Origin of the sequence: Rhodovulum sp. 12E13 (genome assembly GCF_003340565.1) — a bacterium.
Lineage (GTDB): Bacteria > Pseudomonadota > Alphaproteobacteria > Rhodobacterales > Rhodobacteraceae > HLUCCA09.
Genome location: NZ_QPLK01000001.1, coordinates 373,918 through 385,107 on the forward strand (window position 1 = coordinate 373,918; position 11,190 = coordinate 385,107).

The window sequence follows — 11,190 nt, forward strand, 5'->3', positions numbered from 1 at the left end:
CGGCGTGGATCTCTCGACAGGGCGGTTCCGTGCCGCGCGCCTCGCAAAGCGGCGGGGAAACGGCTTGACAGGGCGACCCCCGGGGTGTTCAAGGCGCCGATGTATTGCGGGGGCGCCCCGGCCCGGCCGGGCGGCGCCCCTTTCCAGTCCGAGCTTCAGGGGATGAACCGATGTCGCGCGTCTGCGAACTGACCGGCAAGGGCCCGATGGTGGGCAACAATGTCAGCCACGCCAACAACAAGACCAAGCGGCGCTTCCTGCCCAACCTGCAGGACGTGACGCTGATCTCCGACACGCTGGGCCGGTCGGTGCGCCTGCGCATCGCCTCGTCGGCGCTGCGCACCGTCGATCACCGTGGCGGCCTCGATGCCTTCCTGGCCCGCGCGAAGGACGACGACCTCTCGCCCCGCGCCCTCAAGCTCAAGCGCGAGATCGAGAAGGCGCAGGCCGGCTCTGCCGCCGCCTGAGCGCCTCTCGCTGCGCGCCCCCGTCCGCGAACGGGTGCCGCGGCCGCCTCCGCGACACCGTGACCGCCCCGCCCCCCGGCGGGGCGTATTCCTTGCGCTTCCCGAACGACGGGTTTGCTCCTAGAACGACGCGCATGCGGCGCGCTCCCGGCCTCCTTGCGCTTCTCACCGCGCTCGTCCTCGGCCTCGCGACCGTGGCCGCTGGACATGCGCGCGGGCACGCGCAGCACGCCGGCGCCATCGTCATCTGCACCGGCGAGGGTGTCGTCACGGTTCTTGTCGACGCCGAGGGCCAGCCGGTCGAGCGGCGGGTGCTATGCCCTGACTGCGTGCTGTCTCTTCTCGCCTGTGCCGGTGTCCCGCCCGGCGCGCTTCCCGCCACGTTGCCGCGTCTCGCACCGCTCCCCCTCCGCCCGGCGGCGCAGGTCGCGACGGGGCGCCCGCTGGGGATACAGGAGGCGCGCGCTCCTCCGTCGCCCGCCTGACGGCGCCGCATCCCACCGCCTCGTGCGTGAGGGGGCGCCGGCGCCTTGCGTGTCGCATCCAGGTCCCCGTCCTGCGCCGCCGCGGAAGCGGCGCGCGCCCCACATGTGGAGTTCGTCATGACCCTCAGAATCTCCTTCGCGGCCGCCGCCGCGCTTCTCGCCCTCGCCCCCGCCGCCCTTGCCGAGGACATCGAGGTGCGCGACGCCTATGCCCGCGCCTCCTCGCCCGCCGCCATGTCGGGGGCGGCCTTCATGGAAATCGTCAACACCGGCAGCACCGACGACCGCCTGGTCTCCGCCGCCTCCGACATCGCCGCCCGCGTCGAGTTGCACACCCACGTCATGGAGGGCGACGTGATGCGCATGGTCCATGTCGAAGAGGGCTTCGAGCTGCCCGCCGGCGAGACGGTGTCGCTCGAGCGGGGCGGGCGTCACATCATGTTCATGGGCCTCGCCGGGCCGATGGAGCAGGGCGAGACCGTCGCGGTGACGCTGACCTTCGAACAGGCAGGCGACATGCTCGTCGAGATCCCCGTCGATCTCGACCGTCAGGACTGACACCGCTGACCTTGCGTCCGCCCCCCGCCGGGGGCGGCCGCGCTCACGATCTGTTCACGTCTCGCGCCTAGGGTCGCAGCGGGCGGAGCAGCGCCGCCCGCACCAAGCGGCAGCAGGTCGGGCATGGAAGACGTGACATTCCGGGGCGCGGGCTCCCGCACGAGCCACGGCACTGGCTACGGCACGGAGCACTGCACTCGACACGGCACGGGCCACGGCACGGGCCACGGCGCCGGCTGTTGCAGGCGTCTTGCCCCATCTCGCGGCGCCCGCGCCTGCAGGTCGTCCCGCTCGGTCGCGGGGGTCGCCATCGGGATCGCCGCCGGATCGGAGGCGCCCGCCGGCCCGGCCCTCGAGGTGCGCCCGGGCCAGCGCCGGACCGGCCTGCCAGCGACCCACCCGGCTGTCGGATGATCCCCAGCCGCCCCGACCGCCCCGGCAGCCGGCGCCGGGCGCTGCGGCGCCGCGCGAGCCTGATCCTCGTCGCGATTGCCCTCTCGGTGGCGACGGGATTCGCCGGCTACGCCGCGCTTCAGCGCACGAGCGAGTTCAACCGGCGCAACTTCGTCCACCTCTCCAACGTCGCCGAGGCCCGCCTGCTGATCGACTACGTCGCCACGCCCGACGACATGCGCGCGGTGATGACCTATGTCGAGCGCGCCCTCGACGAGGCGCGCTGGTGCCTCGAGACGTCGACGCGCCTCGAGAAGGCGGTGCTGCGCCTGCTCGATGCCGAGGGTGCGTTGCGCCTGTGCGAGGCCGATCTGCGCGCGGGCGAGCAGGCGACAGAGCTCGTGAACTCCTACTATGACGGGCGCGTCGGCCTGCAGACCGCGATCGCCACCCTGTCGACCAAGATCGCCGACATGATGGCCTATTCCGCCGCGTTCGAGCCCTATGTCGCGCGGGTGGAGCGGCAGGCGCTCGCCGCCGTCATGCTGGCCTCGGCGGTGCTCGGGGCTGTCCTCACCACGCTCGTGTGGCGGGCCAACCGCACGACCCTCGCGCTTTGGGATGCCGCCCAACGCGAGCGAAAGCGACTCGACGCTGCGCTCGCCGCTGTCGACGAGGGCTTCGCCATCTACGATTCGCGCGACCGGTTGCTCGCCTGCAACGAGGCCTACCGCCAGCTCTCGTCCGACTCGCCCGAGCGCGTCGTGCCGGGCCTGACGCGTGCCGAGATCATGCGCAGCGCGCTCGCCGGCGGCAGCTATGGTGCCGTCGCACCCGGCACGCTCACGGCGCTGGTCGAGGCCTACCTCGCCCGCCTCGAGGCAGGCCTCGCGGTCGAACTGGTCACCGAAGACGACCGTTACATCCACGCCCGCCAGACGGCCTCGGCAACGGGCGACCGCGTGGTGGTGCTCTCCGACCGCACGTTGCACCGCCGGCAGGAGATCGTGCAGCGCCGCCATGCCGAGGCGCTCGCCGCCGCCAACCGGGAGGTCGAGCGGCAGGCCCGCGAGGACGCGCTCACCGCGCTTCCCAACCGCCGCGCCTTCGAGGAGGCGCTGGCGCAGCGCGGCGCCGCGCGCGAGGCGGCGCGCGTGCCCGGTGTCGCCGTGATCGGCGGGGCGGACGAGGTGGTGCTCGTGCGCATCGATCTCGACGATTTCAAGTATGTCAACGACGTGTTCGGCCATGCCGTGGGCGACGCCGCTCTGCGCCATGTCGCCGACATCCTGCGCGACGAGACACGCGCGGGCGACCTCGCGGCGCGGATCGGCGGCGACGAGTTCGTGCTGCTGCTCGCCCCCGGCTGCGACACCGCCGCCGCCCGCGCGCTGACCGAGCGCCTCAAGGCTCGCCTCGCCGAACCGATGGAGCACGAGGGCAAGGTCTGCCGGCTCTCGGCGAGCTGCGGCATCGCCGCGTCGTCCTCGGGCGCGAAGGACAGCGACGAGCTGCTCTGTTTCGCCGACACCGCGCTCTACGAGGCCAAGGCGCGCGGCCGCGCCCGGGCCGAGCTCTTCACGCCGGCGATCCATGCCCGCCTCGCCCGCAACCGCCGCCTCGCCGACGAATTGCGCGAGGGGCTCGAGAACGGCGAGTTCGAGCCGTTCTTTCAGCCCCAGTTCGACGCGCGCAGCCTGACGATCACGGGCGCAGAGGTGCTTGCCCGGTGGCGCCGCCCGGACGGGCGGCTGCGCCAGCCCGGCGACTTCCTCGAGATCGCGGGCCAGTTGCGCCTCACCGCCGAGATCGACGCGGCGATCCTCGACCGGGCCGCGCAGACGGTCGCGCTCTGGCAGAAGCTCGGGGTCTGCCCGCCCAAGCTCGCCTTCAACGTCTCGTCCCAGCGGATGCACGAGCCAGGCCTCCTCGAGGCCGCGCGCCGCCTCGCGGGGCAGGGGCCGCGCATCGCCTTCGAACTGCTCGAGTCGACCATGATCGAGGAGGAGAGCCAGGTCTTCGCCTTCCATCTCGACGCGTTGAAGGAGGCCGGCATCGGCATCGAGATCGACGATTTCGGCTCGGGCCGCGCCTCGGTGCTCGGCGTCATCCGGGCCGGGCCCGACACGCTCAAGATCGACCAGCGGCTGATCCGCCCGCTTCCGCAACGCGAGTCCATGCAGCGCATGGTGCGCGCCATCGTCGAGATCGGCCGTGCGCTCGACGTGTCGATCACCGCCGAGGGGGTCGAGACGATGCAGCACGCCCGGATGCTCACCCGCATCGGCTGCGACACGCTGCAGGGCTACGCCTTCGCCCCGCCGCTCACGGCCGATGCTTTCGCCGAATACGCACGCGCCTACGTCGCCCCCGGCAGCCAGCGCAGCGAAAGCGCGGGCTGAGCCCTGCCCGGCGCGATCACTCGGGCAGCGCCGCCTGCCGGGTCTCGCCGTCGCCCGGCCCCGCGCCGAGGCCGCGATACCAGGCGACGATCAGCGCGCGCTCGGCCGGCTCCATCCACGACAGGTTGGCCGGCGGCATCGCGTGGCTCACACCGGCCTGCAGGTAGATCTGGCGCGCATGGGCGGCGATCTGCGCGTCGGTCACCAGCGCCACGCCGCCGGGCGCAGAGGCCAGGCCCGGCCAGTTCGGCTGCTCGGCGTGGCACATCGAGCAGCGGCCGAGCACGATGTTGCGCACCTCCTCGAACTCGGGCGCCGCCAGTGCCCGCGCATGCCGCTCGGGCACCGCGCTCGCCACCTCCTCGGCGCCGTCCACGCGCCACGCCGGCGCGGTCGAGAGCGCCACGATCGCGGCGAAGACCGCCGCCGTCGCCCCCCATGTCCACCACGGGCGGCCGCGCCGGGCGTGCATCGAGTTGAAGAAGTGGCGGATCGTGACGCCCATCAGGAACACCAGCGCCGCGATGATCCAGGCGTATTCGGTGCCGAACGCGAGCGGGTAGTGGTTCGACAGCATCAGGAAGATGACCGGCAGCGTCAGGTAGTTGTTGTGGGTCGAGCGCAGCTTGGCGATGCGGCCGTAGTCGGGGTCGGGTTTGCGGCCTGCCTTGAGGTCGGCCACCACCACCTTCTGGTTGGGGATGATCACCATCGCCACGTTCGCCGTCATGATCGTGGCGGTGAAGGCGCCGAGATGCAGCAGCGCCGCCCGGCCGGTGAACACCTCGTTCAGCCCCCACGACATCGCTACGATGATGACGAAGAGCACCCCCATCAGCAGCGTCGGCCGGTGGCCGAGCGGGCTGCGGCAGAGCGCGTCGTAGAGCAGCCAGCCCACCACGATCGTTCCCGCCGAGATCGCGACCGCTCCCCAGAGCGGCAGGTCGGCCTTGCCGGGATCGACCAGGTAGAGCTCGGCCCCGAACCAGTAGAGCACGACGAGCAGCGCCGCGCCCGAGAGCCACGTCCAGTAGCTTTCCCATTTGAACCAGGTGAGATGCTCGGGCATGTGCTCGGGCGCGACGGCGTATTTCTGGATGTGGTAGAAGCCGCCGCCGTGCACCTGCCATTCCTCGCCGGTCACGCCCGCAGGCTGGCCCGCCCGCTTCGTCAGCCCGAGATCGAGCGCGATGAAGTAGAACGACGAGCCGATCCAGGCGATCGCGGTGATGACGTGCAGCCAGCGAAGGGCAAAGGCCGCCCACTCCCAGAGGACGGGCCCGATCATGAGGTCTGTCATGCGCTCTCTCCCCGTGTCGCCAGCGTGTTAGCCGGTTTCCGCCCGGGGCGGAACGGGGCGATGGCTGGGCCGACGGGGCAGAGCGCCGCACGGCGCGATCTGCCTGCGCGCCGGGCGCCCGTGCCCTCAGCTTCCGCGATAGGTGGAGTAGCCGAAGGGCGAGAGCAGCAGCGGGACGTGGTAATGGCTCGCCTCGGCCATCCGGAAGCGCACCGGCACGTCGCCGAGAAACGTGGTCGGCAGGCCGGCGGCCGCGAGGTAGGCGCCCGCGGCGAAGACCAGTTCGTACTCGCCGGTGGCGAACCGCTCCGCGGGCAGGATCGCGCCGTCGGTGCGCCCGTCCGCGTTGGTCACCGCTTGCGCCACCCTGTCCCGTGCGCCCCCCTCGATCCGGTAGAGCGTGATGGCGAGGCCCGCCGCGGGCCGCCCCTGCGCGGTGTCGAGAACGTGGGTGGTCAGGTATCCGGCCATCGGCGCCTCCTTTCCGCCTGACTACCGGGCCGCGGCGGGGAGGGGAAGCGGTGACACCGCGCCGGTCTCCTGCTAGGCAACGCGCATGCCCGCGCCGCGCCTGCTCTTCGTCTGCCTCGGCAACATCTGCCGGTCGCCCACCGCCGAGGCGGTCACGCGCGCGCTGGCCGAGGCGCGCGGCCTGCCGCTCTCGATCGACAGCGCCGGCACCGGCGACTGGCACCTGGGCGAGCCGCCCGACCGGCGGATGCGCGATGCCGCGGCGCGGGCGGGCTACGACCTGGGCGATCTGCGCGCCCGGCAGGTGACGGCCGACGATTTCGGCCGCTTCGACATTCTCTACGCGATGGACCGGCAGAACCTGCGCGATCTCGAGGCGCTCCACCCCGGGGGAGAGTCGGCCGAGCTGCGCCTCTTTCGCGGCCATGACCCAGAGGGCGGCGCGGGGCGGGCCGCGGACGTGCCCGACCCTTATCTCGAGGGCGGCTTCGACGGGGTGGTGCGCCTGATCGAGCGCACCTCCACCCGCCTGCTCGACGAGATGGCACGCGACGGGCTGGCCTGAGGCCTGCTCCGCTGCGACGCGGCCGGATCAGCCGCAGATATCTGCGGCCGACCGGGCGTAGTCGCGCCACCGGCTCCAGAACGCATCGTCGGCCGGCGTGTCCGACTTGCGCACTTCCTGCGCCCGCTGCGGATCGCGGAAGAAGCGCGCGGCCTTGCGCTGGTCGCGGGTGGTGAGCATCTGGTCGGCCACCCGCTGGATGCACGAGCAGAGCGCCGGGTTGGCCGCCCTGCGGTCGGACGCATTGCAGGCCCGCTCGATACGGCCGGCCTCGGCCTGCGTCGCGGGCAGCACGACCGCCGCCGGCAGGGCGAGCGAAAAGACGAGAAGGGAGGTGCTCAGAAGTCGCATGGGTCTTGCCTCGTATGATGGGCACCCGCCTCTTGTGGATCACTCCGGGCGGTATGCCGGTGCGCGCGAGTCCGTCAACTACATTATCCCCGAAACATCAACAATAAGCGAGTCATTCTTCATCCGCACGCGCGAGGGCATTGTCGCTAGGACACCCGCCGCGCGGGCCCGCCGCCCGGCGGGCCGCATGCCACGGGCGGCGCCTCAGGGCAGGGGCGCGCTCAGGGTTGCCGCCGAGGCCGACAGCACCTGGTCGGCCGAGCCCACGATCAGCGGGTCGGGCGGGCAGGCGATCTCGGGATCCTTCCCCGGATAGTCGAGCGACGACAGGAAGTGGCGCATGCAGTTCAGCCGCGCCCGCTTCTTGTCGTTCGACTTCACGATCGTCCACGGCGCGTCCGCCGTGTCGGTGTAGAAGAACATCGCCTCCTTCGCCTCGGTGTAGTCCTCCCACTTGTCGAGGCTCGCCTTGTCGATGGGGCTGAGCTTCCACCGCTTGAGCGGATCGGTCTCGCGCGCCTTGAACCGCGCCCGCTGCTCGCGGCGCGTCACCGAGAACCAGTACTTGTAGAGGCGGATGCCCGAGCGCACGAGCATCCGCTCCAGCTCCGGCGCCTGCCGCATGAACTCGAGGTATTCGTGCGGCTCGCAAAAGCCCATCACGCGCTCGACGCCCGCGCGGTTGTACCACGAGCGGTCGTAGAGCACGATTTCGCCGGTCGTGGGCAACTCGGCGATGTAGCGCTGGAAGAACCACTGGCCCTTCTCTTCCCAGGTGGGCTTGTTCAGCGCCACCACCCGCGCCGAGCGCGGGTTGAGGTGCTCGGTGAACCGCTTGATCGTGCCGCCCTTGCCGGCCGCGTCGCGCCCCTCGAACAGCAGCACGAACTTCTCGCCGGTCTCCTGCGCCCAGAGCTGCACCTTCAGCAGCTCGGCCTGCAGCGCCGCCTTCTCGGCCTCGTACTGCCGGCGGCCCATCCTGCGCTTGTAGGGATAGCGCCCCTGCTCGAAGCTCACCGGCGGTGCGTCGGCGTGCTCGATCCGCGTGTCCACCTCGATGCCTTCGGCCTCGGCCGCCTCGATCAGATCCGTCCGCCCATCCGCCATCCCGCGCTCCTGCATGCTTTCGTGTACGACTCGCCTGCTCGTGCCGCATCGCGGCACGGCGCGCCTTGCGCTGGGTCAAGAAGCCTCCCCGGTGGGCGGCGCGGTGTGGCGCGGTGGCCAGCGTCGCCTCCGGCGGCCGCCTGTGCGGCCGGCCTGGATGCGGAGACGGACAGCGGCTGTCTCTCAGGCCGACCGGGCACGACGGCCACTGGATTCCGACGCCAATTGGCGTATGTGTCGCCCAGCCCGGCGCGCCGCGCGCCGCCCGTCATGCCAGAGGCCCGATGACCGACCGCTCGCTGATCCGCAACTTCTCGATCGTCGCCCATATCGACCACGGCAAGTCCACCCTGGCCGACCGGCTGATCCAGCTGACCGGCACCGTGGCCGAGCGCGACATGAAGGACCAGCTGCTCGACGCGATGGACATCGAGCGCGAGCGCGGCATCACCATCAAGGCGAACACCGTCCGCATCGAGTACCCCGCGAAGGACGGCAAGACCTACATCCTCAACCTGATCGACACGCCCGGCCATGTCGATTTCGCCTACGAGGTCAGCCGCTCGATGCAGGCCGTCGAGGGCTCGCTGCTGGTGGTCGACGCCACGCAAGGCGTCGAGGCGCAGACCCTCGCCAACGTCTACACCGCGATGGAGGCCGACCACGAGATCGTCCCCGTCCTCAACAAGATCGACCTGCCCGCCTCCGAGCCCGAGCGCGTGATCGAGCAGATCGAGGACGTGATCGGCATCGAGGCCACCGATGCCTGCCTGATCTCGGCCAAGACCGGCGTCGGCATCCCCGACGTGCTCGAGGCCATCGTGCAGCGCCTGCCGCCCCCCAAGGAGGGCGACGCCGACGCGCCGCTCAAGGCCATGCTCGTCGACTCGAAATACGACCCCTATCTCGGCGTCGTCGTGCTGGTGCGGGTGATCGACGGGGTGCTCCGCAAGGGCCAGAAGATCCGCATGATGAAGACCGGCGGCACCTACGAGATCGACCGCGTGGGCGTCTACCGCCCCGCCATGACCGACGTGGGAGAGCTCGGCCCCGGCGAGATCGGCTACATCACCGCCTCGATCAAGCAGGTGCGCGACACCCGCGTGGGCGACACGATCACCACCGTGACCAAGCCCACCGACACCCCGCTGCCCGGCTTCAAGCCCTCGATCCCGGTGGTCTTCTGCGGCCTCTTCCCCGTCGACAACGCCGAGTTCGAGGATCTGCGCGACGCCATCGAGAAGCTCGCCCTCAACGACGCCTCCTTCACCTACGAGATGGAGACGTCGGCCGCGCTGGGCTTCGGCTTCCGCTGCGGCTTCCTCGGGCTCTTGCACCTCGAGGTCATCCGCGATCGGATCGAGCGCGAATACGGGCTGGAGCTGATCACCACCGCCCCCTCCGTCGTCTACCACGTCTTCACGCGCGACGGCGAGATGCACGAGCTGCACAACCCCGCCGACATGCCCGACCCCGCCAATGTCGACCGGATCGAGGAGCCGCGGATCAAGGCCACCATCCTCGTGCCCGACGACTATCTCGGCGACGTGCTCAAGCTCTGCCAGGACAGGCGCGGCATCCAGCTCGACCTGACCTATGCCGGCTCCCGCGCGATGGTGGTGTACGACCTGCCGCTCAACGAGGTGGTGTTCGACTTCTACGACCGGCTGAAATCGGTGACCAAGGGGTATGCCAGCTTCGACTACGAGATCACCGGCTACCGCGCCGACAACCTCGTCAAGATGCAGATCCTCGTCAACGACGAGCCGGTGGACGCGCTGGCGATGATGGTCCACCGCGACCGGGCCGAGAGCCGCGGCCGCCAGATGTGCGAAAAGCTGAAGGAGCTGATCCCCCGCCACATGTTCAAGATCCCGATCCAGGCGGCGATCGGCGGCCGCGTCATCGCCCGCGAGACGCTCTCGGCCATGCGCAAGGACGTGACGGCGAAGTGCTACGGCGGCGACGCCACCCGCAAGAAGAAGCTGCTGGAAAAGCAGAAGGCCGGCAAGAAGAAGATGCGCCAATTCGGCAAGGTCGACATCCCGCAGGAGGCGTTCATCAACGCGCTCAAGATGGATTCATGAGGCGTGCGGGCTTGCCCGCACCACCGACCCTCCCAACCAGAACCGACGCGCAGTCCCGTAGCCACCGCTCACCGTCCCGCCCGGCGTTCACGCCGGGCAGCGCCCGACCCGCCCCCCCGGGGCGGGCGCTTCTCGCCCACCCCGCGGGCCGGGCGCTGCCCTCGGTGCTGAGCGTGACCGTGGGCTTCCCCCATCCAATCGCATACGATACCGTCTCTTGGAACTGGAGTGGGGGAACGCATGTGTCCATTTCGGCTGAAAGCGTGCGGTTCGATGACGACGCGATGTGGGTGACGCTGGCCGACGGGCGGGTGATCGGCGTGCCTCTCGCATGGTTCCCACGCCTGCTCCACGCCCGCCCCGAAGAGCGCGCCACCGTCGAGATCAGCCCCTTCGGCCTCCACTGGGAGGCGCTCGACGAGAACATCTCGGTCGCCGGCCTGCTGGCGGGCCGCGGCGATCAGGCGGCGGGGCCGGAGGCGGCGTGAGCAGAGGCATTACGATGATATTTGTGCGGCCGCTGGTTCTGCGTCTATTTCATGATCTTCCTCCAGGGGCTCGAGACCTTGGCATTTTCGAGGCCAAGGCGGCAATGAAGCCAATGGGGCCTTCCCTTTGCCTCGCTGTTGCGTGGCAAGAAATAGGTGTTGATTTCTTTGAGAGCGCTCGTGACCCACAATGGCTTCTTGACTTTGTCGAGGGACTCGACACGGCTGTGGAGGCATTGCGGGACAAATACGCGGCTATAGTCGGAGAGCTTGGCGTGGTTAGGGGGCTTGACGTCTGGGGTTACCGGATTGTCTCTTGCAACGAGGCGGAGGTAGCACCTTTAGCCCGCCTTATTCATCGAAATCGGGGGTAATGGCTGGCGTGCCCGCGAAAGCTCTGTAGAATCAAGTTGCTACACCAAGTCCGACAGCAGCCCTCGGAGCACGCCATGGGTGAAACGCTACAGCCGGTCGTCACGGGCTTCAACAAGTCCCTGCGGGTCGAGAGCCGCGCCG

General features: G+C 70.2%; 11 protein-coding genes. 7 read left to right on the forward strand and 4 right to left on the reverse strand.

The window, feature by feature from the left end:
• The first annotated feature begins 170 nt into the window (after window positions 1-170).
• The 4 genes from rpmB to DLJ49_RS01635 all read left to right on the forward strand — a co-directional run bounded on the left by rpmB (window position 171) and on the right by DLJ49_RS01635 (window position 4,305).
• Entirely contained in the window at window positions 171-467 is a 297-nt protein-coding gene (rpmB, locus tag DLJ49_RS01620; RefSeq protein ID WP_115391753.1) for a 50S ribosomal protein L28, read from the forward strand.
• A 134-nt stretch (window positions 468-601) separates the two neighbouring features.
• Window positions 602-952, forward strand: coding sequence for a hypothetical protein (locus tag DLJ49_RS01625; RefSeq protein ID WP_115391754.1), 351 nt, complete (start codon window positions 602-604; stop codon window positions 950-952).
• A gap of 117 nt (window positions 953-1,069) precedes the next feature.
• On the forward strand, window positions 1,070-1,510 hold the full coding sequence (locus tag DLJ49_RS01630) for a copper chaperone PCu(A)C (protein WP_115391790.1): 441 nt from the start codon (window positions 1,070-1,072) through the stop codon (window positions 1,508-1,510).
• Window positions 1,511-1,920: 410 nt separating this feature from the next.
• Entirely contained in the window at window positions 1,921-4,305 is a 2,385-nt protein-coding gene (locus DLJ49_RS01635; protein WP_115391755.1) for a putative bifunctional diguanylate cyclase/phosphodiesterase, read from the forward strand.
• Between the two features lie 16 nt (window positions 4,306-4,321).
• Here DLJ49_RS01635 and DLJ49_RS01640 read toward each other — a convergent pair whose 3' ends face one another.
• Window positions 4,322-5,605, reverse strand: a complete 1,284-nt coding sequence (locus DLJ49_RS01640) for a urate hydroxylase PuuD (RefSeq protein WP_115391756.1) — start codon at window positions 5,603-5,605, stop codon at window positions 4,322-4,324.
• 126 nt (window positions 5,606-5,731) lie between these two features.
• Window positions 5,732-6,076, reverse strand: coding sequence for a hydroxyisourate hydrolase (uraH, locus tag DLJ49_RS01645; protein WP_115391757.1), 345 nt, complete (start codon window positions 6,074-6,076; stop codon window positions 5,732-5,734).
• 85 nt (window positions 6,077-6,161) lie between these two features.
• On the opposite strand from uraH, the gene DLJ49_RS01650 reads away from it, so the two are divergent.
• A complete protein-coding gene (locus tag DLJ49_RS01650) occupies window positions 6,162-6,641 on the forward strand; it encodes a low molecular weight protein-tyrosine-phosphatase (protein ID WP_115391758.1) in 480 nt (159 codons plus the stop codon).
• A 27-nt stretch (window positions 6,642-6,668) separates the two neighbouring features.
• Here the strand turns inward: DLJ49_RS01650 and DLJ49_RS01655 are convergent, their stop codons facing one another.
• Together DLJ49_RS01655 and ppk2 are read right to left on the reverse strand one after the other, a co-directional pair.
• Window positions 6,669-6,992: a hypothetical protein gene (locus tag DLJ49_RS01655; protein WP_115391759.1), complete on the reverse strand. Its 324-nt coding sequence runs from the start codon at window positions 6,990-6,992 to the stop codon at window positions 6,669-6,671.
• 204 nt (window positions 6,993-7,196) lie between these two features.
• Window positions 7,197-8,099 (reverse strand): polyphosphate kinase 2, encoded by a 903-nt coding sequence (gene ppk2 / locus DLJ49_RS01660; RefSeq protein WP_199533265.1) that lies wholly within the window; start codon window positions 8,097-8,099, stop codon window positions 7,197-7,199.
• A 284-nt stretch (window positions 8,100-8,383) separates the two neighbouring features.
• Here ppk2 and lepA point away from each other — a divergent pair, with 284 nt between their 5' ends.
• Both lepA and DLJ49_RS01670 read left to right on the forward strand, forming a co-directional pair.
• On the forward strand, window positions 8,384-10,186 hold the full coding sequence (gene lepA / locus DLJ49_RS01665; RefSeq protein WP_115391761.1) for a translation elongation factor 4: 1,803 nt from the start codon (window positions 8,384-8,386) through the stop codon (window positions 10,184-10,186).
• 242 nt (window positions 10,187-10,428) lie between these two features.
• Window positions 10,429-10,674: a DUF2442 domain-containing protein gene (locus DLJ49_RS01670; RefSeq protein ID WP_115391762.1), complete on the forward strand. Its 246-nt coding sequence runs from the start codon at window positions 10,429-10,431 to the stop codon at window positions 10,672-10,674.
• Window positions 10,675-11,190: the final 516 nt, after the last annotated feature.

Coding starts and splice junctions, on each gene's coding strand:
- DLJ49_RS01650 (WP_115391758.1), top strand. CDS start 6,162: ATGCCCGCGCCGCGCCTGCTCTTCGTCTGCCTCGGCAACATCTGCCGG.
- DLJ49_RS01630 (WP_115391790.1), top strand. CDS start 1,070: ATGACCCTCAGAATCTCCTTCGCGGCCGCCGCCGCGCTTCTCGCCCTC.
- rpmB (WP_115391753.1), top strand. CDS start 171: ATGTCGCGCGTCTGCGAACTGACCGGCAAGGGCCCGATGGTGGGCAAC.
- ppk2 (WP_199533265.1), bottom strand. CDS start 8,099: ATGGCGGATGGGCGGACGGATCTGATCGAGGCGGCCGAGGCCGAAGGC.
- DLJ49_RS01635 (WP_115391755.1), top strand. CDS start 1,921: ATGATCCCCAGCCGCCCCGACCGCCCCGGCAGCCGGCGCCGGGCGCTG.
- DLJ49_RS01640 (WP_115391756.1), bottom strand. CDS start 5,605: ATGACAGACCTCATGATCGGGCCCGTCCTCTGGGAGTGGGCGGCCTTT.
- DLJ49_RS01625 (WP_115391754.1), top strand. CDS start 602: ATGCGGCGCGCTCCCGGCCTCCTTGCGCTTCTCACCGCGCTCGTCCTC.
- DLJ49_RS01655 (WP_115391759.1), bottom strand. CDS start 6,992: ATGCGACTTCTGAGCACCTCCCTTCTCGTCTTTTCGCTCGCCCTGCCG.
- uraH (WP_115391757.1), bottom strand. CDS start 6,076: ATGGCCGGATACCTGACCACCCACGTTCTCGACACCGCGCAGGGGCGG.
- lepA (WP_115391761.1), top strand. CDS start 8,384: ATGACCGACCGCTCGCTGATCCGCAACTTCTCGATCGTCGCCCATATC.